18 protein-coding genes, 2 tRNA genes and 1 pseudogene are annotated in these 23,304 nt (G+C 34.2%); 13 read left to right on the forward strand and 8 right to left on the reverse strand.

Features of this window, described 5'->3' with window-relative positions:
* Positions 1–505 precede the first annotated feature (505 nt).
* Positions 506–578, forward strand: a tRNA-Gly gene (locus EKL99_RS06430).
* Positions 579–623: 45 nt separating this feature from the next.
* Positions 624–696, forward strand: a tRNA-Gly gene (locus EKL99_RS06435).
* 55 nt (positions 697–751) lie between these two features.
* Here the strand turns inward: EKL99_RS06435 and pepE are convergent.
* Positions 752–1,459, reverse strand: coding sequence for a dipeptidase PepE (pepE, locus tag EKL99_RS06440; protein WP_126576605.1), 708 nt, complete (start codon positions 1,457–1,459; stop codon positions 752–754).
* 148 nt (positions 1,460–1,607) lie between these two features.
* Here pepE and EKL99_RS06445 point away from each other — a divergent pair, with 148 nt between their 5' ends.
* The 8 genes from EKL99_RS06445 (at position 1,608) to EKL99_RS06480 (ending at position 8,193) form a co-directional block, all read left to right on the forward strand.
* Positions 1,608–2,363 carry a hypothetical protein gene (locus tag EKL99_RS06445; RefSeq protein ID WP_126458858.1) on the forward strand — a complete coding sequence of 252 codons (756 nt, stop codon included), beginning with the start codon at positions 1,608–1,610 and terminating at the stop codon, positions 2,361–2,363.
* 13 nt (positions 2,364–2,376) lie between these two features.
* Positions 2,377–3,081, forward strand: a complete 705-nt coding sequence (locus EKL99_RS06450; RefSeq protein WP_231507389.1) for a carboxypeptidase-like regulatory domain-containing protein — start codon at positions 2,377–2,379, stop codon at positions 3,079–3,081.
* Positions 3,082–3,196: 115 nt separating this feature from the next.
* The gene (locus tag EKL99_RS06455; protein ID WP_126458864.1) at positions 3,197–3,445 is read left to right on the forward strand and encodes a hypothetical protein; all 249 of its coding nucleotides are present in this window, start codon (positions 3,197–3,199) and stop codon (positions 3,443–3,445) included.
* Positions 3,446–3,462: 17 nt separating this feature from the next.
* Positions 3,463–4,218 (forward strand): hypothetical protein, encoded by a 756-nt coding sequence (locus EKL99_RS06460; RefSeq protein ID WP_231507390.1) that lies wholly within the window; start codon positions 3,463–3,465, stop codon positions 4,216–4,218.
* An 80-nt stretch (positions 4,219–4,298) separates the two neighbouring features.
* Positions 4,299–4,805: a DUF6702 family protein gene (locus EKL99_RS06465; RefSeq protein ID WP_126554539.1), complete on the forward strand. Its 507-nt coding sequence runs from the start codon at positions 4,299–4,301 to the stop codon at positions 4,803–4,805.
* Between the two features lie 59 nt (positions 4,806–4,864).
* Positions 4,865–7,108 carry a M1 family metallopeptidase gene (locus tag EKL99_RS06470; protein ID WP_126458869.1) on the forward strand — a complete coding sequence of 748 codons (2,244 nt, stop codon included), beginning with the start codon at positions 4,865–4,867 and terminating at the stop codon, positions 7,106–7,108.
* A 108-nt stretch (positions 7,109–7,216) separates the two neighbouring features.
* Positions 7,217–7,618 carry a twin-arginine translocase TatA/TatE family subunit gene (locus EKL99_RS06475; protein ID WP_126451902.1) on the forward strand — a complete coding sequence of 134 codons (402 nt, stop codon included), beginning with the start codon at positions 7,217–7,219 and terminating at the stop codon, positions 7,616–7,618.
* Positions 7,618–8,193, forward strand: a complete 576-nt coding sequence (locus tag EKL99_RS06480; RefSeq protein WP_126554537.1) for a phosphatase PAP2 family protein — start codon at positions 7,618–7,620, stop codon at positions 8,191–8,193. Before EKL99_RS06475 ends, EKL99_RS06480 begins: the two co-directional genes overlap by 1 nt.
* A 128-nt stretch (positions 8,194–8,321) precedes the next feature.
* On the opposite strand, the gene EKL99_RS06485 is transcribed toward EKL99_RS06480, so the two are convergent.
* A complete protein-coding gene (locus EKL99_RS06485) occupies positions 8,322–8,963 on the reverse strand; it encodes an O-methyltransferase (protein WP_126458875.1) in 642 nt (213 codons plus the stop codon).
* An 80-nt stretch (positions 8,964–9,043) separates the two neighbouring features.
* Here EKL99_RS06485 and rlmN point away from each other — a divergent pair, with 80 nt between their 5' ends.
* Both rlmN and EKL99_RS06495 read left to right on the forward strand, forming a co-directional pair.
* On the forward strand, positions 9,044–10,087 hold the full coding sequence (rlmN, locus tag EKL99_RS06490; protein ID WP_126576607.1) for a 23S rRNA (adenine(2503)-C(2))-methyltransferase RlmN: 1,044 nt from the start codon (positions 9,044–9,046) through the stop codon (positions 10,085–10,087).
* 64 nt (positions 10,088–10,151) lie between these two features.
* On the forward strand, positions 10,152–11,129 hold the full coding sequence (locus tag EKL99_RS06495; protein ID WP_126576608.1) for a polyprenyl synthetase family protein: 978 nt from the start codon (positions 10,152–10,154) through the stop codon (positions 11,127–11,129).
* A 341-nt stretch (positions 11,130–11,470) separates the two neighbouring features.
* Here EKL99_RS06495 and EKL99_RS06500 read toward each other — a convergent pair whose 3' ends face one another.
* The 4 genes from EKL99_RS06500 to EKL99_RS06515 all read right to left on the reverse strand — a co-directional run bounded on the left by EKL99_RS06500 (position 11,471) and on the right by EKL99_RS06515 (position 19,834).
* Positions 11,471–13,042, reverse strand: coding sequence for a SusD/RagB family nutrient-binding outer membrane lipoprotein (locus tag EKL99_RS06500; protein WP_126568127.1), 1,572 nt, complete (start codon positions 13,040–13,042; stop codon positions 11,471–11,473).
* Between the two features lie 10 nt (positions 13,043–13,052).
* Entirely contained in the window at positions 13,053–16,172 is a 3,120-nt protein-coding gene (locus EKL99_RS06505) for a SusC/RagA family TonB-linked outer membrane protein (RefSeq protein ID WP_126576609.1), read from the reverse strand.
* Positions 16,173–16,767: 595 nt separating this feature from the next.
* Entirely contained in the window at positions 16,768–17,850 is a 1,083-nt protein-coding gene (locus EKL99_RS06510) for a response regulator (RefSeq protein WP_126576610.1), read from the reverse strand.
* Positions 17,837–19,834, reverse strand: a complete 1,998-nt coding sequence (locus EKL99_RS06515; protein ID WP_126576611.1) for a PAS domain-containing sensor histidine kinase — start codon at positions 19,832–19,834, stop codon at positions 17,837–17,839. Before EKL99_RS06515 ends, EKL99_RS06510 begins: the two co-directional genes overlap by 14 nt.
* Positions 19,835–20,141: 307 nt before the next feature.
* Between EKL99_RS06515 and EKL99_RS06520 the strand changes: the two genes are divergently transcribed.
* Positions 20,142–20,927: a response regulator gene (locus tag EKL99_RS06520; RefSeq protein ID WP_126458896.1), complete on the forward strand. Its 786-nt coding sequence runs from the start codon at positions 20,142–20,144 to the stop codon at positions 20,925–20,927.
* A 130-nt stretch (positions 20,928–21,057) separates the two neighbouring features.
* Here the strand turns inward: EKL99_RS06520 and rlmB are convergent.
* Together rlmB and EKL99_RS06530 are read right to left on the reverse strand one after the other, a co-directional pair.
* Positions 21,058–21,788, reverse strand: a pseudogene (gene rlmB, locus EKL99_RS06525) (23S rRNA (guanosine(2251)-2'-O)-methyltransferase RlmB).
* Positions 21,789–21,857: 69 nt separating this feature from the next.
* Positions 21,858–23,297 (reverse strand): SusD/RagB family nutrient-binding outer membrane lipoprotein, encoded by a 1,440-nt coding sequence (locus tag EKL99_RS06530; protein WP_126458899.1) that lies wholly within the window; start codon positions 23,295–23,297, stop codon positions 21,858–21,860.
* Positions 23,298–23,304 lie beyond the last annotated feature (7 nt).

Here is a 23,304-nt window from a genome sequence, read left to right on the forward strand (position 1 = left end):
TTTTGGGTCGTTGAACTAAATTACATTTGGTTTCTGTTTGAGATGCCGTTTTTCTCCGGTAACAATTCGTTTTTTGCCTAAACCAGTTTGTTTGAACCTGTTTTAGAATGGTCATTACCCATATTTGAAATTGCTTATTTTGGTAAATAAATCATTTTTAGCCTTGAATACGAGGGCTATTTTTAAGAGATTATAGCAACATACTATTCAAAACGGCAAGTTGTTGCTCAAGTATCTTCGTCAAAACGACCGTTTTCTAGCGAGTTCTCCTCCCTAAATTTAGGATATTGTACTGAAAAAGTCTCCAAACAGCCCTTTTTTTGATATTTTGCTTTATTTTTTTTAAGTATTTTTTGAGTGCTATAAGGATATAATATTTTCATATTAAATTCTTTATGATTTGAATCCTCTTTTAAAAAAAGACTGTCGGAGTAAGTTTGAGACTTTTTAAGAAAAAAACTTGCATTGAAGCAAACTTATTAATTATATTTGCACCGTTGTTAATGCGAAAGTAGCTCAGTTGGTAGAGCTCCAGCCTTCCAAGCTGGTTGTCGCGAGTTCGAGCCTCGTCTTTCGCTCTGAATTTCAAATTTTAGTTTGAAATTTTATTTTACTGTTGTCATGCGAAAGTAGCTCAGTTGGTAGAGCTCCAGCCTTCCAAGCTGGTTGTCGCGAGTTCGAGCCTCGTCTTTCGCTCTTTCAAGCCAAAACATAATTGTTTTGGCTTTTTTTTGTGTCATTTATTTTAGGATTACTTTACAAAACTCAAATCAGTTCCGCTTTCTAGTTCTTCAGGACTTTGATTTTGTCGAAACAATCGTGCGGTCAGATTGCCTTTCAGGGTGATTGAATCTCCTTTTATATCCAGCCAGCTTCCTTCTCTCAATCCTAAAACCGGAACAGTATTAAATGCATGGTATTCTTTAATTCGGGTTTCGCGAGTTTCGCCCATGTGTGTTGAAGTAGTATCCGGATCTAAATAATGCGGATTCAAATTGAAAGGAACCAATCCCAGCGTTTGAAAACTTGGGGGATAAACTATTGGCATGTCATTTGTTGTTTGCATCGTTAATCCGCAAATGTTACTTCCTGCGCTTGTTCCAAAATACGGAGTTCCGTTTTTTACCACATCAGTGAGGGTTTCCATAAGGTTGTTTTTGTATAATTGTGATACTAAAACAAATGTATTTCCACCTCCTGTGAAAATTCCTTCTGCTTTTTTTACAGCTAATTTGGTGTTTTCAAACTCATGAATTCCAATTATTTCTTTATTTATTTTGGCGAAAGCCAAGCGTACCATTGCAGTATACTCTTTATGAGAGATCCCACCAGGTCTGGCGTAAGGAATAAAGAGAATTGTATTACAGTTTTGAAAATGCACTTGTAATTCTGGTAATAAATAGTCCAGATAGTTCTCGTTTGCAAGAGTAGATGTGCTTGCAATTAGGATGTTTTTCATTTTTTTGATACATAATTTGCGCTAAAGGTATTAAATCAGGCTTTTTTATTTCAAATTTTTAATTAACATTTTTTTACCAAGGCATTAGTAATTAATTTGGAGTGCATTAAGATACTTTTACGATAAGTCAATAAGGACTTCAAGAACGATGATTAGAATTATGTATTTGTTTTTGGCTTTTGCAACAACAGCGGCGATGTCGCAAGAAGGAAGCCGAATACAACTGAACGGAAAAGTGACAGCTGATGTTTCTGTTCCGGAAGGGGTTTATGTCATAAATAAAAAAACAGAGAAGACTTCTATTACGGGTCAGGATGGTAACTTTTCTATTATGGCTGCCGTTGGTGATACGTTGTTGTTTTCAGCAGTGCAGTTCAAAGATACCAAAATACTTTTGACCCAAGTCCATTTTGATCAAGGGATTCTTTTTGAAAAAATGACACCTATTGCGAATCAATTGCGGGAAGTTATTGTTCGAAATGGGATCAATGCAGTATCAATGGGGATAATTCCTAGAGAGCAAAAAATTTACACCCCTGCAGAACGCAAATTATATACTGCCAGCAATCTTAATGCCAGTGCTAATGTGGGTAGCATGATGGGAGGGTCCGTGTCAGCAGATCCGTTATTGAACTGGATTTCAGGAAGAACAAAAATGCTGAAAAAAGAACTTGAAGTGGAGCAGAAAGAATCCTATTTGAGGCAATTAGAGAACCTGTTTGCCGTTGACTATTTTGTGAGTAAGTTAAAAATACCGGTTGAGTATGTCAAAGGATTTGAATATTACAGCCTTGAAAACGAACGATTTGTGGCTGTTCTGAAATCTAAAAATGTGACGATGACCACTTTCTTGATGGGGGAATTAGCTATAAAATATAAAGAAATAATTGCCAGTGAAAATTAAAAATACCTTACAGTTGTTATTCTTTCTCGTAGTTCAAGCCACTTTTGGACAGGTAGAAATGGTAAAGGAAATTCGAGGAAAAATCACTTCGGATTCTGTTGCTGTTGACCGCATTAATATTGTAAATATATCAACAGGAAAAGCAACCGTGTCACAGGGTAATGGCTTTTTTGTTATACCTGCAAAAGAAGGCGACGTTTTAGTCTTTACTGCCGTTAATCTGGAAACATTACGCCGAAAAATTAATAAACAAGATGTATTAGAAACGGTTTTTTCAGTGATAATGATCCCAAAAAGCATTGTTCTGAATGAGGTTGTAGTCGGTGAATCTTCTATTTCAGCAGAGAGTTTAGGGATTATTCCCTACGGTCAAAAGAAATATACGCCTGCTGAGAGGAAATTATACACCGCAACTTCCGGTGGAGGAATTGATGGATTGCTCAATACTATTTCTGGACGAAAAGCCATGTTGAAAAAAGAAATTATAATTGAGAAGAAAGAACAGTTACTAGCGAGAATTGATGGGCTTTTTGAGGATAAGTACTATACGCAAACATTAAAAATACCCTCGGATTATATCAAAGGATTTCAATATTATTGTGTGGATAATGTAGCTTTTGCAGATGCGTTGCGCGCTAAAAATAAAACATTGGTTATGTATTTAATTGTAAGCCTTGCTGCAAATTATAACGAAATAATAGCCCTTGAAAATCAATAGTGTTTTATCGGGGATGTTATTTTTACTAAACCAAATTTCTTTTGGACAAACGCACCATGAAAAGCTGCTAAACAAGATCAATGGGAGAACGAAACGGCTTAAGAAATTAGTTGTTTTGGAGAAAAAAGAAAACGATATCAAATTAATTTCTGAATTGTACAATCCAGAATATTTTACGGTTCAATTGGGGATTACAAGTGATTACGTTACTGGTTTTAAATATTTTATAGTAGAAAATGAAATTTTTTTGGAAGTTTTAGCCTCCAAAAACAAACAAAAGACTACTTTTTTTATGGTAGCTTTGGCCGAAGAATATAAAGCTATACTTGCCAAAGAAAATAGACAACAGTCTTTAAAAAAATAATACTAAAAAAAATTACAATGAAAACAAGAATAAAAATCATTTGTTTAATTTTCTTTTGCCAATTTTCTTTTGGTCAAAATGAAAGCAGGAAGTCTTTACATGGTCAGTTTATTAACGAATCTGCTTTAGTGGATCACGGGTATGTTTTTAATTTAAATTCAAAAACCAGAACTTTTATAAGTAATCAGGGCTTTTTTGATATTTTGGCGAAAGCGAAAGATACGTTGCTTGTTTCAAGTAGTTTATTCAAGTCTAAAAAGATAGTTGTTGCGGAAAAAGATTTTGAAAAATCGTTGTTTGTAATTAATTTAGAGACGCAAACTACGCTGCTCAATGAAGTTATTGTGAAACGAAAAGCCGAAATTAAACCCATAGTAGGAGGTTCGCAGCGCATTGTAGATATGGAATTTGTAGATGACGAAAAATCATCTCCTATTAATAGAACAATGCCGTCAGACGGAACTATAGAAAACGGAATGGATTTTGTCAGAGTGTTCAAAATGGTTTCGAAATTATTTAAGAAAGATTCCGAAGATAAAGCAGGTTTAAATCCAAATGTAGATTTTTCGGATGTAGTCTCGAAAGGAATGGATGCTTATTTTTTTACCAATACATTGAGGTTGAAAAAGGATGAGATAGGTCTTTTTCTGGATTATTGTGAGGGTGATCCAAAAGCAAAAAACCTTTTGAAACAAGAAGATGAGTTTTTGCTGATTGATTTCTTAATTACCAAGAACGAAGAGTTTAAAAGAATTACTACTTTTGAAAAATGAAATCGCCATGATTCCAGAATACAAATAAGATTGAAGAATGGCGATACCATTTTCCGATAAAAAACAAATAGAATCTTCGAATGAAAAAAATAATTTTAATTTCCTTTTTTGGACTGATATTTTTGACGTTAACTTCGTTCAGTATGCACAAGTTTTACGTGGCATTGTATCAGGTGAATTACGCTCCCGAAAAGAAAATGCTCCAAATCACCTCGCGTATTTTTGTAGATGATTTGAATAGTGCTATCGGAAAAAAGTACAGTAAAAAAATCAACTTGGGTTCTGAGAAAGAAACCGCTGCGGATTTGGTTTTATTGAAAAAGTATTTCACCGAAAAGTTTTCCATAAAAATAAATGGACATCCCACCACGATGTATCTTTTGAGTAAAGAAATGGAAGGCGATGTGCTTATTTGTTATTTGAGCATAAAAGATATTCCAAAAATAACGACTCTTGAAGTGTATAATACAGTCCTTATTGAAGGAAATAACGAGCAGCAAAACATCATGCATTTTAAGGTTTTTGGGATTAAAAACACGATGCTGTTTACAGATTCTGTATCAACTGGAGTTTTAAAGTATGAATAAATTTTGAAACGGCTATTTAAAATGCTAATTTCACACAATTAAAGAACCATAAATTTACTATGAAAAAAATATTTTTATTTTTATTTCTTCCTGCGTTGTTAGTTGCGCAAGAAAAATCGACTACGGTATCGCCAAAACAAACCGGAAAGTACGATACCAATAAGTTTAGTCAAATGTATGATTTGTTAGCTACGCCTAACCTATTTCGTACGGCTTCAGGAGCTCCGGGTCCTGCTTATTACCAGCAACAAGCTGATTATAAAATCAATATTGATTTAGACGACAAAAATTCTAAGCTAACAGGCTCTGAAACTATTACGTATTATAATAATTCACCTGATACCTTAGAATATTTGTGGGTACAACTAGACCAAAATCAATCCGCTAAAAATTCGCAAACCCCTTTAGCAGAAAGCCAAAGAATGGAACAGGTTTTTCCGGCGGGAAACTTCACAAATAAGTTTTTAAAACAAGAATTAGAGCGTGGTTTTAATATTGACTTTGTAAAAGACGCGAAAGGAAATCCGTTATCTTTTACGATCAACCAAACCATGATGCGTATTAATTTAGAGACACCTATGAAACCAGGAGAGAAATTCTCTTTTGCAATCAATTGGTGGTATAATATCAATAATTACAGAGCTGAAGGCGGCCGATCAGGGTATGAATTATTTGAAAAATCAGGAAATAAATTATATGTAATTGCGCAGTTTTATCCTAGAATGGCAGTATACAATGATGTTGAAGGATGGCAGAATATGCAATTTTGGGGAACGGGAGAGTTTACGTTGCCTTTTGGTGATTTTGATGTGAACATCACGGTACCTGCAGATCATATTATGGAAGCTACGGGTGATCTTATGAATAGGAGTGAAGTGTTTACGGCGGCGCAACTAAAAAGATATGAGTTAGCACAAAAAACGTACGACAAACCTGTAGTTGTTGTTACGCAAGCAGAGGCGGAAGCTAGCGAAAAAGGATTTTCAGATAAGAAAAAAACATGGAAATTTAGCGCTAAAAACGTGAGAGATTTTGGTATTGCTACTTCTAGAAAGTTTATATACGATGCAATGGCCGTTAAATTGAATGATAAAACGGTAATGGCAATTTCAGTTTATCCAAAAGAATCCAATCCACTTTGGGGAGAAACGGCAACAAGAACCGTAGCACACACGCTGAAGAGTTATTCAGCGCATACTTTTGACTATCCTTATCCTAAAGCAGTTTCAGTATCTGCTGAAGATCAAGGAATGGAGTATCCAATGATTTGTTGGAATTACGGACGTCCAGATGAAAAAGGTGTTACTAGTGATCGCATAAAAAATGGAATGATAGGTGTAACAATTCATGAAGTAGGACACAATTTCTTTCCTATGATTGTAAATTCTGATGAACGTCAGTGGTCCTGGATGGATGAAGGATTGAATACCTTTATGCAGTATATGGCAGAGCAAGAAATGGGAACTAATTTTCCTTCCAGTCGTGGTCCAGCAAGTAAGATCGTTCCGTACATGAGCGGGGATCAAAAATTCTTGGAGCCTATTATGTCTAATTCGGAGACAATAGTTCAATTTGGGGCAAACGCCTACGGAAAGCCAGCAACAGGCTTAAATATCCTTAGAGAAACTATCATGGGAAGAGAGTTGTTTGATCATGCTTTTAAAGTATATGCAAACCGATGGAAATTCAAGCACCCAACACCAGAAGATTTTTTTAGAACTATGGAAGACGCTTCTGCAGTAGATTTAGATTGGTTTTTCAGAGGTTGGTTCTACTCCACGGATTTTGTAGATATAGGTATCAAGGAAGTTAAACAATATTATGTTTCACTGACTCCCACGAAAGATTTAAAAGACGCCACAGTACGAAGAGGTCGTTTTGGACAAGAAAAAGGACCCTTCCTTTATTTAGTCCCAGAAACAAGTGAAGAATTGTCCGCTAAAGATAAAAAAGCATTGGCAATTGCAGATGTAAATTTACTTTCGGAGTATGTAAATCAAAATTTTACTGCAGATGAAAAAGCTAAACTTAAATCGCCAAAGTATTTCTATGAAGTAGATTTCAACAAGCCAGGCGGTATGTTAATGCCAATCATTGTTGAGCTAACCTATGAAGATGATACAAAAGAAACCTTCAAATATCCTGCGCAAATCTGGAGAAAAAACAATGATACGGCTAAGAAAGTGTATGCAACTGAAAAAGCAATCAAAAAAATCCAGATAGATCCAAAATTAGAAACAGCTGATATTGATGTAACCAATAACACGTGGCCAAAAGAAGAAGTGAAGTCTAAATTTGATTAAATAAACGGTACTGCTAAAAAAAGACTCTAAAAAGAGTCTTTTTTTATGAAAAAATTAAAACGCAAAGTTTCAAAATTAGGTATCTTTGTAGCAACTAAAACAAAAAATATGTTTGGCATAGGCGGAGGAGAATTAATATTTATTATGTTTATAGTGCTCATGCTTTTTGGGTCAGATAAAGTACCTGAAATGGCACGTACGATGGGTAAAGCAATGGCGCAATTGAAAAATGCAACTAACGATATAAAAAGCGAAATTCAAAAAGGAGCAGAGGCGAATGGGTTTGACACCAAATCTTTGAGCGATTTTCGAGGTAATATTACGACTGAAATCAATAAGGCAAAGGACAATTTGATGGGGGATACCTCGCAATTTAAAAACATTACAGAAGGCGTATCGACCGAAATTAATAAAACTACTGAGAGTTTACGGGAAGAAACAACTTCGCAGATCAACACAACAAAAGAAATTATTGAAGATGCCGCAGGTCCCATAAAACGTCAGGTATAATGATAGAAAAAATAGTATCCCTTGATACCCAGTTATTTGTTTATTTGAATGGTTTAGGTTCGACCACTTATGATGGGTTTTGGCTGTTTATCACCAGTCAATTCAATTGGATTCCGCTTTTTTTGCTTTTGTTGTATTTCATTTATAAAAAATTAGGCCTACAGCAAACCTTATATGTATTGTTGTTTGCAGCTCTTTTAGTGACAATTACAGATCAGACAACGAACTTATTCAAGAACGGATTTCAACGATTGCGTCCCTGTAATAATCCGGAAATCAATTCCTTTATTCGTATTGTGCAAGTCCGCAATTCCTTTAGTTTTTTCTCGGGTCACTCCTCAAACACAATGGCTGTTTGCGTTTTTTTATACTTTGTTCTCAAAAAAACGACTAAATATATGGCCTTTCTGTTCTTATGGCCTTTAGTTTTTGCCTACAGTAGAATCTATTTAGGATTGCATTATCCATTGGATATTTTATCCGGCTATTTATGTGGCGTTATTTTTGGAACACTTATGTTTAAAGGATATACAATAGCACAGAAAAAATATTTCCCAGTTAATCCTATCAAGTAGCAGGAGTCGTTTCCTGCTCTAGACTGTATTTCCGATATAAAACTACGATTAAAGATCTTGTTTTTCTACATCGGGAGATGTCGTTCCTGCCGGGGCTAAGGCATTTGGTTTCAAAAAAAGATTGCTAACTAAAGCACTCTGCTCACTGTCAATCCATCACGAATAGGCAATAAAACAGTTTCTATACGGGGGTCATTTTTTAATAATTGATTGTAGGCTTGTAATACTTTTGTACTCACATCATTGGTTTGTAAGGGTTCCAGAACTTTTCCGCTCCACAAAACATTATCGGATAGGATAACGCCGCCTTTATTCATTTTAGGAACAATCATTTCAAAATAATTCAGATAATTTTCTTTATCAGCATCGATGAAGACCAAATCAAATTGCAGTTCTAAAGTTGGGATTATGGCTGTTGCTTCACCTAAATGTTGTACAATTTGCTTTCCCCAAGATGACTTGTCAAAATGTTTGCGCTGGAAATCAACTAATTCTTCTTTGATGTCAATCGTATGCAATTGACCATTTTCCCGCATGCCTTCGCACAAACATAAAGCGGAATACCCGGTATAAGTCCCAATTTCCAGAATGTTCATAGGTCGAATCAATTTTGATAGCATACTCAAAACCCGACCTTGAAAATGACCACTTAACATGCGTGGCAATAAAATTTTCTGGTAGGTTTCTTTATTTAGTGCCGCTAATAAAGCAGGCTCTTTTTCGGAATGTTGCTCGATATAATCTTCTAATTCTTGGGAAATGAAATGCATTAGTTGAGTTTTTTCAATTTGTGACAAAGTTATCAAATTATCAAATCAACAAATCAACAAATTGTCATTAACTTTGCACCATGCAAATCGAGAAAAAAGACATACGAGCGGTATCCAAAGAACAATTACGCGAATTTTTTATCACTAACGGAGACAAAGCCTTTCGCGGAAATCAGGTCTACGAATGGTTGTGGAGCAAGGGCGCGCATAGTTTTGAGGATATGACTAATGTGTCTAAAGAAACGCGTGCTATGCTTGAAACACACTTCGTGATCAACCATGTCAAAGTAGATACAATGCAACGCAGTGAAGACGGAACGGTAAAAAATGCTGTACGTTTGCATGATGGGTTGGTGGTGGAATCAGTCTTGATTCCTACTAATACCAGGACTACAGCTTGTGTTTCCAGTCAGGTGGGGTGTAGTTTGGATTGTAATTTTTGCGCTACAGCGCGATTAAAAAGAATGCGAAATCTGGAGCCAGCGGAAATTTATGATCAGGTAATAGCCATTGATAAAGAAAGCCGTTTGTATTACAATCATCCGTTATCAAATATCGTTTTCATGGGAATGGGAGAACCTCTTATGAACTATAACAATGTCTTGAAAGCTATTGAAATGATTATTTCTCCAGAAGGGTTAGGAATGTCGCCTAAACGCATTATGGTTTCTACTTCAGGAGTGCCTAAAATGATTAAGAAATTAGCGGATGATGAGGTGAAGTTTAAGTTGGCCGTTTCGCTACATTCAGCAATCGATGAAATTCGTTCCAGAATCATGCCGTTTAGCGCAAACTTTCCATTGGCAGAGTTGCGGGAATCATTAGAGTATTGGTACCGAAAAACAAAAAGCAAAATTTCCTACGAATATGTTGTTTGGAAAGATATAAATGACAATAAAGCTTCGATAGAGGCCTTAGTAAAGTTTTGTAAATATGTTCCTTGCAAAGTGAATCTTATTGAATATAATCCCATTGATGATGGGGAGTTTCAACAAGCCTCTGATGAATCAATAGAGGCGTACATAAAAGCGCTTGAGGCTGCCGGAATTGTTGTAAAAGTGCGAAGAAGTCGCGGTAAAGATATAGATGCTGCCTGCGGACAATTAGCAAACAAGGAAGCGTAAAAGGATTCGGTTTTTATGGAAATATCAAAATAATGGCAGGTTAATAATGTACCTTTGAATTCTAATGAATGTGACCTCTAAAATTAAACAGCCCATTTTTGATGAAATGGAACTTTTTGAAAAAAAGTTCTACGAATCGATGACGTCTCAAGTGGCTTTGTTGAATAGAATCACGTATTATATTGTCAATAGAAAAGGAAAACAAATGCGTCCCATGTTTGTTTTTTTGACGGCCAAAATGGTTTCGGCAGGAGTTGTAAACGAGCGTACATATCGCGGCGCTTGTGTTATTGAACTTATTCATACCGCTACATTAGTTCATGATGATGTAGTAGATGACAGCAACCGCAGAAGAGGTTTTTTCTCGCTAAATGCGCTTTGGAAAAATAAAATTGCCGTACTTGTTGGGGATTATTTGTTGTCCAAAGGATTGTTGCTTTCTATAGACAATGGTGATTTCGATTTACTCCGAATTATTTCCGTAGCAGTACGTGAAATGAGTGAAGGGGAATTACTCCAAATTGAAAAAGCCCGAAGACTTGACATTACAGAAGATATCTATTATGAAATCATTCGGAAAAAGACAGCTACACTTATTGCTGCCTGTTGTGCTCTGGGCGCAAGATCTGTTATCGAAGATGAAGTCCAGGTTGAAAACATGCGCAAGTTTGGAGAACTCATAGGCATGGCTTTTCAAATAAAAGATGATTTATTTGATTATACGGAGGAAGCTATTGGTAAACCAACCGGAATTGACATCAAAGAACAAAAGATGACATTGCCACTTATTCATGTTCTGAATACGTGTACTTCAAAAGAAAAAACGTGGTTGATCAACTCCATAAAAAACCATAATAAAGATAAAAAACGCGTCAAAGAAGTGATTGCTTTTGTGAAAAACAATAACGGATTGCTTTATGCGGAACAAAAAATGATCGAATTTCAGCAAGAAGCCCTTTTGATTTTGGATAACTATCCCAATTCTGAATTTAAAGAGGCACTTATTTTAATGGTAAATTATGTCATTGAAAGAAAAAAATAACTTTTTTTAAAATTATTTTTTCTCGTTAACTATCCATTTTATTAATTTTTTTAAACCTAAAATTTTGGCAGTGTTTTTCTTTTTAAGAACTCTTGCTGCGTTTCAAACTTGCAAAGGGTTTAGTTTTTAAATGACAGTCTTACTTTGTCTTTTTTTTATAACTTACGCAGTGGATTGGAGGACATAAGCACGGCATGAGCCGAATTTGATAGTACGGAGCGTAATTCAAATAGAAAGCTTAATCTGTGTCAAAGGAACTTTTTAAAAAAAAAAACAGTAGCGAACATTTGTTTACTACTGTTTAAAAATTATTTTTTTATTTAAAAAAAATTAAATGAGAATTAATTTTTGTCCCAAATCAATTTAGTGGTTAGTAAATCACCACCTATATTAGAGGATGCTTGTTGATAATTTTCGCCGTTTAACTGAGGGGAGTTCACGGGATAATTAAGGCGACTTGGCATTTCTGTCAAATTGTTTAAAGCTTTAAAGGTATAGGTTGTTGCACCTTCAAAAGGATTATTCAAGGCATAAGTACCGCCTGGTTTCAAGATTGTATTAGGGAATCCAGTTCGTCTGTGTTCTGACCAGGCCTCTGTAGGCTGCATGTAAAGCGCTATGTATTTTTGAGTCAATACATTTTCTTTTGATGGTGGTGCCAGGTTCGTTAAGTAGGTACTAATTTTAGCTGCTGTGACTCCCCAACGTTCCATGGAAGCTCTTACGCCATTGGTGTAATTTGTATTGTTCCAATTGTTATTTTCGGCCAATAAAAATTCAACTTCCGCATATTCCATAAAGTATTCAGTATAATTAGTTTTAAGAATATTAGAACTAAATCGCGATGTATTAGGTAACTGTGATGGTGCTGATGCACTAGGAATTCCATATGGCATTCCGATATATTGGGCTAAATCATCAGTTTCTGTATACAAGTTGTTACCCACATCTTCTAAGGATGCAGTTATTGGAGCTGCATATTTTTGCAACCTTGGATCCGCACCATTGTTTCCTAAAGTTCCTTTTAATAAGTCTACAAAAGTATTAGAAATCGTAAAATCATCTCTGTTGTTTATAAAAAAAGCAATATAGAGTGGGCTAGGATTGATGGCATCATTTTGATAAGTCAAGCCAACATTATCTGAATTTGAAAGCATAACGCCCGAAGCGATTGCATCAGTAATATGACCTTCGGCACCAGAAACAACTCCTTTTACTCTGTTTGCTATTCGTAAGCGCAGGGAGTTAGAGAATCTTTTTAGTTTTTGAGCATTTCCCTGAAAAAGTTGATCCCCTCGGGTAAAAACTACTTCAGTAGCTACAATCATTTCAGATGCTTCTTGTAATTCTTTTAGAATATCAGCATATATTTTTTGCTGACTGGCATATTTGGGTTTCAGAATGCCTTTTTCTAATTGCAAAGCTTGAAAATCGGCATCACTATTTCCGTAAGAGTAATAAGGGACATCACCATAGGTGTCTACTAATTGAGAAAAAGTATACGCCAGCATTATTCTTGCCGCAGCTATTTGATTGTCATTATTTCCATAAGATGACATTTCAGCTCTTGTTGCAGGATCTACATTCAAATCTATGACTAACTTATAATTATTGGCAGCTAAATAATAGGAGTTGTATAAAGCAGTATTGGTTTCCTGTCTGAATTGGAAACGATCCTCTTCTGTGTAATTTGTCTGTGCCGAATATTGAACCCATGGTAAAGTCATTCTAGCAGAAGAGAATGGGCCTCTGGTTCCGTCCATAATGGCTTTATTGGCAAAGTTGAATACTCCATAGCTAGGTACGGATACCGGTCTGTTTGGGTCATTGTTGATTTCTTCTAAATCAGCGGTGCAGCTTGTGGTTACAAGTATAGCAATAAATGCTAAGGCAGATATGATTCTTTTTTTCATGATTTTTTTATTAGAATTTAAATTCCAGGTTCATTCCGTAGGTTCTGGTAGAAGGCAATGAACCTCCTTCGATACCTTGTGTATTGCCACTTCCGTATGAAGCCATTTCTGGATCCATTCCTTTCCAGGCCAATCCCCAAGCAAATAAGTTTCTTCCATAAACAGATAGTTTAATACTGCTAAAAGGGCCTTCTTTTTTGATTGGCAAGTTGTATCCAAAAGATACTTCTCTTAATTTGATGTAATCAGCATCAAAAACATTTTGAGCATCTACAGTGTTGTAATGTGCTTGTGCCCATGTTCTTGCAGGAATATTTTGTGTATTTTGTGTTCCGTCAGCCAAAACACCATCTACAACAATTCCATTTTCTCTTATTCCGTTTGCTGCAGAATTTTCAAGCATTCCAGAATAAGTTCCCCACATGTGAGTAGTAGAGAAATAACTACCACCTTTTTGAATGTCAATTAAAGCACTCAAGCTAAAGTTTTTATACCGGAAAGCATTTCTTATTCCCATGTTATAATCCGGTATAATAGATCCGAGTGATTTTTGTTCAGAGGCTACGTAATTTCCATCTGCTCCCACTAGCTTGTTCCCATTGTTGTCATATACAAAGTCAGTTCCGTAGAGTTGACCGTATTTTTGACCTACAACAGCTAATAAACGTGCTCTAAAAGGCCCTTGTGCTAATTGTAAACTCGTTACATCTTCGAATAATTCGACTAATTTGTTGTCATTTTTAGCAAAGTTCCAAGTGATGTCCCAGTTGAAATCTTCAGTTCGTATCGGGTTAATGTTCAAGGTAGTTTCGATACCTCTGTTTTGTAATTTACCTGCGTTAATCAGTTTAGAGCTAAATCCTGTGCTCGTTTCTAATTGTATCGGTGTAATTAAATCAGTTGTAATTACGTCATAATAGGATACGTCTAAATTTACTCTTTTTTTGAATAAACTGAATTCCAGACCAATTTCTTTAGTAGTTTTCAATTCAGGTACAAGATCAGCGTTATTAGAGCTTAAAGCCGTACTATATCTTGGATCACCTTGAAAAGGAGAATAAACGTCAATATAATTTTGAAGACGGTAAGGTGATGTGCTGTTTCCGGCTTGTGCCCAACCTGCTCTTAGTTTACCAAAATCCAACCAATCAATATCAGTCAGTTCAGAAAAAATAAAACTACCCGTTACCGAGGCGTAGTTTACGGATTTGCTAGTGGTACTAAACCAGTCATTTCTATCCGTAACTTCAAGAAATAACATGTTGTCATATCCCACCGAAGCAAAACCATAAAGACTATTAGTGGTCATGAATTGTTGCTCATTAGTAGCTAGAGCTTGTTCAGAACTGTTGGATAAGTTATACAATCCTGGCAATACTAATCCTCCTACAGACTCTCCGCGAATGGAGTTGAAGGAATAATTTCTTCTGTTTGCACCTAAAAACGAATTAACACTAAATTTTCCTATTTTTTTGTCAAAATGGACTCTTCCTTCATAATTGAAATCACTTAAAGTTCTGGTTTGATCCGTATAACTCGATTGAGCCTGTGAGCCTATAGCGACTCTTTCACTTACTCTAAAAGTATAAGTGTCAGCATACACATTTCCTACTACATATAATTCATCAGTGATGTTATATGTCAATTTAGCGTTTCCAAAAAGCCGGTTTCTTTTGTCTTCGGATGTATTTTCATTGATGGTCCAATAGGCGTTGTCAGAATAATTAGGTGTAGCATCGTCAAAACCTTTTCTGTTCCAAGTTCTTTGGTCGCCATTGGCCAGTTTGTAATCCTTTAATTCATTGTAGTCCAATTGTCTTTGTCCCCATTGAAAGAATTTTTGTCCTAAACTATTGTCTCCATATCCTTGTTCGGGTCTGTTAAAACCTTTGGTCAACGTATAGGTAGCCATAGCTTCTACTTTTAATTTATCCGTTATTTTAGTACTCGCATTAAAAGAGAAGGTGTTTTTGGACAGTCTGCTATTTGGAACGATTCCGTCTGTACTTTGGTTCGCATAGGAAACTCTGATATTAGAATCTTCGGTTGCTTTCATGAAAGAGATCGAGTTGTTGCGTGTTACACCAGTTCTAAAAAAAGAACGAACATCGTTAGCAGGTGCAACCCATGACCTTTCTTTTAGAAAATCATTAGAAAATTCAGGATCAAAAGCATTCCAGGGAAGGTATTTTAAATTGGGATCGTATTTAGGTCCCCAGCTTTCATCTGTTCCATAATCAGGAACGTTGTATGTGGTTCCGTTTATGTTAGCTGTTCCAAAAGTAGTTGAATTACCACCACCATAAGAGTTTTGAAGGTTTGGCATGATGTTGATCGATTCGAGAGTGATTCCACTGTTGAATTCGATTACACCTTTTCCTTTTTTAGCTGATTTTGTAGTGTACAAAATGGCACCGTTACCGGCTCTATTCCCGTAAAGTGCGGCAGCAGGACCTCCTTTTAATACCGTAACGGATTCGATATCGTCTGGATTAATATCCGCAGAAGCGTCTCCATAATCCCTACCTCCGGCTCCTCTTTCGGTATTGGAGTCGTTATAATTACCATTGTCTAAAGGAATACCATCTATCACAATCAAAGGTTTGTTTTCTCCGGTTACGGATCCAATACCTCTCATGATAATTCTTGAGGAGCCTCCCATTGTTGATGGTGCAACTACTTGAACCCCTGCCACATTTCCAGAAAGAGCTGATACTGCATTGTTTTGACCACCTTGAGACAGTAAATCACCGCCTACTTCCTGAGTTGCATATCCTAGTGATTTTTTTTCTCTTTTGATTCCAAGGGCTGTAACTACAACGCCTTCTAATTGTACAGCATCATCTTTCAGTTTGATTGTCAAATTAGTTGATGAAGCTAAGACTTCTTTACCGATCATTCCAATGTAGGAAAAAACCAGCATTTGTTCTGGTGCTACCATGATTTGAAATTTACCGTCAAAATCAGTCTGAATTCCGTTTGTGGTTCCTTTAACCAGAATGTTAACTCCTGGAATTGGTAATCCGCTTTCGTCGGAAACCAACCCGGAAACCATTCTTTCCTGAGCAAATGTAACTTGCGAAATCAGTGCTATTGCCAGCACCAAAAAGCTATTAAACATTAATTTCATATTAAAATATTTTTGAATTAGATTTTCAAAATTCTTAATAAATTCTTAACATTCCTAATTAAAACCTATTAAATGTTAACGATAATTCAATATATTGAACAAATACTATTAATTATTCAATTTTTTTATTCAAAATAAATCAAGTATAATTGTGTTTTTTATCATAAAAAAGCACCTATTGATCTCAATATTATGATAATTTTTTGCGGATGCTTAATCTAGATATTATATATGGGAATGGAAGGAGTAGTTAAATATTATTAGTTTTTTGCTTCGAAAAAGAACGGTATTCGGCACAGTTATATTACTAGGATTGAAAAACTGATTTGTATGAAGATACCTAATGAATTAATAATTAGGGCTTTATTTTCATACTGCCTTGGAGATTGCAAGTAACGATACTTATTGCGCTTTTTTTTTTAATAATATCGAAGTTTTAAGTACTAAAGATGTCTTTGTCTTGTTTTATTTATCCTAAAAAAATACAGTATTAAATCAAACAAAAATACGAAAGAGGTTAGGTAGTTTAAACAGATTTAGCGGATACTAATGGTCTTTTATTAGTTGAGAAACTGCAGGATGCTTGCTATGTGTATCAGCAATTAGAGTCTAATGGAAGGAATATTTTAATGGTAGTGCCTTCATTCTCTTTTGAAACAATACTGAAAACACCATTTATTTTTTTTATAATTGTTTTGCTTAGATAAAGGCCCATGCCTAATCCTTGTTGTTCTCTCTCTTCTCTTTTGAATTGTTGCGCAGCACCAATTTTATTTAATTCAGCAGAACTAAACCCTATGCCAAAATCTTTAATAACCAGTTCATAGTATTCCTCATTATATTTTTGGCCGGAAACAATAATTGTAGGATCCTTTTTAGAAAATTTCAATGCATTATCAATTAATTCAAATAGGATGAATTTTAAGTGTCTTTGACTAATTTTTATAGTAGCTTCATCTATTTTGAAATTAATTGTATTGTTTTTTTTATCATAAATCTCAAAAATTTTGCTTGTAGTATTTACAAATGTCGTCGCTATTTCAGTTTTTGACTGGTGATCAAACTCGATTGTATTGTTTTTAAGATTTTGATAGAGTATTAAGTTTTGCATTGTTCTGTTTAATCGTTCTCCAGAGACCCTTATTGAATCATAAAATGTAGCGATTTCATTTTTTTTATAGTTTTCTGTAGCATCCATGAGCAATTCTATTGAACCTAAAATCCCGGAAAGAGGGGTGTTTATTTCATGTGCAAAATGATTTTTTTTGCCAATATATAAATTATTATTGGCATTCTTTATTTTTTCAAATCGTTCTATTTTTACATCTATTGTTTTTATTAACTCTTTGATTTTAAATGGTTTTGATAAAAAATCATCAACGCCTTTTAACAGGCATTTTCTCATCAAATTATTTTCTTTTTTTGCTGTCAGAAAAATAAAAGGAATGGGGCTCAAAGATTGGTTTTCTGAGATTGTTTTATGGAATACATGTCCGTCCATTACGGGCATCATTATATCGCATATAATTAAGTCAGGAATCCAGTATTCTAGTAGATCTAAAGCGTTTTGGCCATTAGAGGCAACTTTTACCTCGTAATTTTCATACCTTAGAAGTTCAGCAATGGTCTCTCTAATATTTGGGTCATCATCAACTAAAAGGATATTATTTTTTTTCATAAGGGAAAATTAATTTTATTCGAGTTCCAATGTTTTCTTGAGTTTTTAGTTCTATTTTACCGTTTAAAAAATCTGTAAATTGTTTTACAACTGCTAATCCTAATCCGGAACCAGTTATTGCCGTTGTATTTGAAGCTCTAAAAAAGGATGTAAATACATATTGAATATCATTTTCGGGAATTCCAATTCCAAAATCAATCACCTCTATTTCTAGTTCTTTTTCTAAATAGGTTATAAGGAGTAAAGGGTCTGGTTTTCCTTTGGAATATTTAAAGGCATTATTAATTAGATTCGTTAGAATGTGAGTCATTAAGATTTCATCAGTAATAAAAAAATGTTTTTCACCTTTTATTTTAACTTGAATTTTGCGTTTGTGATGTTGATTATTAAAATAAAGATTTAATAAGGAGTTAATGAATGTATTAAAATCTAGAACTTTTATTGTTTTTTGAATTTTTTCCGATTCGTATTTTCCAAAAATTAATATGTTGTTCATTAACTCGATCATTCGATCTACTTCATTTTTTATTCGTAACGTTATTTTTTCTAAGGATTGGTGTGTGTGTTTGTCAAAATGATCTAATTTAAGCTCAATGAGTTCCGCATTGGAATAAATAACCGTCAAAGGGGTTCTAAATTGATGAGACGCCATTGTAATAAACCTAGATTTCATTTCGTTAAGTTCTTTCTCTTTTTCAAATGCTATCTTGATTTCTTCGGTGGCTTTAATTCTATCGCTGACATCTCTGCTGGAAGTTTGTATACCAATGATTATGTTTTCATGATTTAATATTGTTTTTAAAGTGGTTTCCAGCCATATATAGGCATTGTCTTTTTTTCTAAAACGATACGTTACCGTTTTGTTTTTACTGCAATTAAGAAACGCTTTATAATAATTCAACATGTCTGTATGATCGTCAGGATGGATGTAATCAAATATTTTTTTGTTTATTAATTCATCAGGTGTATATCCTATTATTTCTTTTGAAGAATTTGAAATATAGTAATAACTTCCGTCCATTTTTTGTTGACAAATTATATCGGTTGTATTTTCTGCAATGAATCTAAATTTAGCTTCGGACAACTCTAATTGGTTTTCTTTTTCTTTAATCTCACTAATATCAGTATGTGTTCCAATGACTTTTGTCGGCTTTCCTTTTTTATTTTTTTTAAGTATTCCGGAATATTTTATCCATATTATATGTCCGTCTTTATGAATCATTCTTGAAGTTCCTTCATACCGATTTAATTTTTGCGTAACAAAATATTCTAAATCGATTGCAATTTGAATCATGTCCTCTGAGTGAATGCTTTTTTGCCATAATTCTTTATCTTGTATGATTTCTTCTTCAGTATATCCTAACATTCCTTCCCAATTATGAGAGTAGGTTGTTTTCTTAGTTTTAATATTCCATTCCCACATTGCTTGATTTGAACCGGCCATGTAAAAATCAAATCTTTCCAAAGTTTTTTTTAATTTTATATTAATTTTATCTTTGTAAAGCCTGTCTCCAATATTTTTAGTAACTGTGTGTAAGGTTTTAATTTGTTCCTCTTGCCATTTTCTTTCCTCTTTGCATATGGTGTAGCTGATCCAGCCCCAGAATGTAGTTTCCGAAAATATAGGGGTAAATAAATAGGATTTTATTCCTTTTGTTTCCATATATTTTTTAGAAATCACATTTTTATTGTCTCTGGCAAGACCATGCAAAGACTTGTTTTTTGATAATATTTCATAAAGTTCTGAAAAATTATCGTAATTATGGTCGTTTTGATTAGGATTGTTAATTTCATTATCTGGTCTTTTATTGACAGAATGAAAGGTTATTATGCCGTTTTTTGTTTTGTTCTTATAAATAGTATAGCTGTCGATTTGTTGTTCTTTGGCAATGTCGCTTAAGTATAAGTCTAAGGCGTCATTTATGGAGTGTTTTTTTAATACAGTATTAGTGACTTTAGAAATGTTTATTAAGAGATTTTTCATCAATCTAAGACGGTTTTATTTATTTGATTTTTTCAATATAATAAATCAATTTTATTAAGACTAATTTATTTCTAATAAAGCATACGCCTTTCTGTTGTATGCGCAAAATTATTTTATCAGATAAAAAAATAATTGTAAATCAATCGGTCTCTTTTGTTAGATTTTTTAGGTGTAATTGCTTCATTTGCGAGGTGTAGTTCTTTAATCATAAATAAAGATATTTTAATTTTAATTTATATGAATACTAGTCCTAATGATTTAAAAAATAATAACAATAATTTAAAATAAAAATAGTTAATTTAGGTGCATGATAAATCAAAAAAGCGGAATAGTATTGATTGAAGATGATGTAGCGCTTGGCAACTCAATCTCGGAGTTATTGAGCCTGAGTGGTTTTAATGTGAACTGGTTCAAAGACGGTATTGATGCACTGTTATACTTAAACAAACACATACCCGATATTATTATTAGTGACTTGATGATGCCTAATATGAATGGAGAAGATTTGTATTTTAATATAAAAAAAAATGGTAAACTAAACGCAGTTCCATTTGTAATAATCACTGCTAATATAGACGATAGCGTTCAGTATAAGCTACTTGAAAACGGAGTCAATGATTTTATAGTAAAGCCTTTTAAGGTTAGAGAGTTAATTTTTAAAGTCAATAATTTACTTGAATTCAAAAATAATATAGAAAAAAAATTCAAACCAGATCCGTTTTCAAAAGTTACTATAAAATTATCTGAAAAAGATTTTCTTACGAGTGTAAATGAACATTTGTTGAATAATTTGAAATTGAATGTTGATATAGATGAATTGTCCAAACAGCTTTTTATTAGTAAATCAACTTTAGATAAAAGAATCAGAAAACTGACAAATAAGAACATCAGCCAATATATGAGAGAGTTTCGATTGGATTACGCCATTAAGCTGATCCATCTTGGAGAAAGAAACATACAGTTCTTGGTTCATGAAACAGGATTTAATTCATTTTCATATTTTACCACTAGTTTTAAGTTATATAGTAATCTGACGCCCAGAGATTATATAAAATCCATCCATAATGACAGTAAATTGCTGGAGAATAACTAAGAAAATAAGGAATAATTAATTGTTGTGTTTTTTTAATTTATTAATAAAGGTCTGGACTTTTTACAAGTAAAAAAAATGAATTTACCGAAGTCATAACTCTTCTTTAGAAGAGGTTGTTACAATAAAAATTCTAAGATCGTTGTCTTGTCGCTTCACATAAGAAAGCACCACAGGCTACCGAAATGTTTAATGATCTAATGGTTCCAAACCATTGGAAGTTTTGCTTTTTTATCAACAATTTCAAGAAACGAAGGATTTACACCACGATCTTCAGATCCTATAATAATCGCTACGGGTTCATTAAGTAAAATGTCATATATATTGATCTGTTTTCTCAATGGCCACAACGTTCTTTATACCAGTAGCCTGCAACAAAAAAATAGTGTCTTTGATGCGTCCTACGGTACAAATAAGAATATTAAAAACGGCGCCTGCAGATGTTTTACCTTATCATCGTTTATTGGTGCTGAACCTGCTTTTTGAACGATGATTCCATTTACTCCTGTACATTCGGCCGTTCTTTTGATAGCACCAAAATTATGGGCATCCGATATTTACCAAAATTAATAACAAAGGTTTCTTTCCATTCTCTATTACGGATTCAATCAAAGATTCTAATTCAAAAAAGGAAATTGTCGGGATAGTTGCCACCGCACCTTGATGATTGTTAGGAGTCAATCTGTTTAGTTTTTCAACTTGAACACACGAAAAGTTGATGTTTCTGCGCTTCATCACTTTCATTAAGTTTTACATTAGTTTGCTTCTTGCTTCCTTTTGAATATAAACGTTGTCTACTGTTGCACCCGCTTATATAGCTTCAATTATCGCTCTAATCTCAAATATTTTATGTTCTTTTTCTATCATGCAAAAGATATAAAAAAAAACCACCCCAAAAAATGGGGTGGTTTTAATAATTGAATTAAGTGATAACTAGAATTTATCCCAGAAAAGTTTTGTTGTTTGTTTATCACCTCCAATTGCGGCAGATGCAGCAGTATAGTTGGCGTTATTTAAATTTTGTTCATTAATAGGGTAGGTGTATCTCGTTGGAACTGGATCTTCAGATACTGCTGGTAAGTTAAAGCCAGGGAAATCATAACTTCTCCAAGCAGTCCATGCTTCGTAACCTCTGTTATACATAGCTAACCAAAGTTGGGTGCCAATTTTTACTCTCCAAGTTCCTTGTGCTGTGGCATAATTTACTTTAGTACTTAATAAATAATTAGCTGCATTTGGAGCTCCCCAATAGTCAAATGATGCAGTAATACCTTTATTGTAAAAATCAGCAGCTGTAGCAGGTGTTCCTGATATAGAGCGCTCCGCTGCGTCCGCTAAGTAAAAGCAAACTTCTGAATAATCTATTAACGATGCTGGATTAGTTGGGTCTATTACTCTTGCGCTTACATGAGTGTAAGATGAAAAAGCATTATTATCACCATAAGGTCCGCCTTCGTAAACACCTGCCCCTTTATTTTGATCGAAGTAAAAAGGTCTTCTAGGGTCATTAAGATCATTCATTTTATCCACTAATGTATTAGCAATAACAAAATCCGATCTTCCTGATTGTACTAAATCAACCCAAACTGGATTAGTATTGGGAGTAGCACTGGAATAAGCTAAAGCAGCATTATCGGCGTTTGATGTGAATACTCCACCACTAACAGCCGATTTAATTGCAGCAGTTGATTGAGCAGTCATTGCCGAAACATCCGCAACTCTTACTCCCATTCTTAATAACAATGAATTACCGAATTTTTTCCATTTAGCTGTATTTCCTCCGTAAATATTATCTGCTGCTCCAAAACCGGTGTTAGATAAGTTTGGAATTGTAGCAGTTAAACGAGTAAGCAAATCGCTGTAAATTGTCGCTGCGTCATCATATTTGGGTAATACGTATTTACCTGCATTCAACGCTTGAGTATATGGAATGTTTCCAAAAGTTTCAACCATTTGCGCCCAAGTATAAATTGCCAAAATCTCAATTTGAGCATTTCTTGTTTTTCTGGTAGCCTCTGATATTGCAGTATCTGCATCATTATTTGTTTTTGCAGTTGCTAAATCCAATAAAACATCTCGGTACATTTCAGACCAGTGGTTTTGTGGGATATTACGAGTATTGAAATCATAATTGGCTTCATCTACATACGTTGTTTCAGTCCAATGTTGACCTAACATCCTAAAGATATTTGTATTTACATTGGTGCTGGTCATCTGATCGAACAAACTCTTGGTCGCAGCATTGAATAAAAAATCTGAACTAACCTGAGTAGGGTTCTTTGGATCTCTATTTTTATCTTCATATTGGTCGTCAGATTGACATGATACCATTAAAGTAATAATAGTTAATGTTGTTAATATTATTTTTTTCATAATTTAA

The organism is Flavobacterium sp. ZB4P23 (assembly GCF_003970375.1).
Taxonomy (GTDB): Bacteria; Bacteroidota; Bacteroidia; order Flavobacteriales; family Flavobacteriaceae; genus Flavobacterium.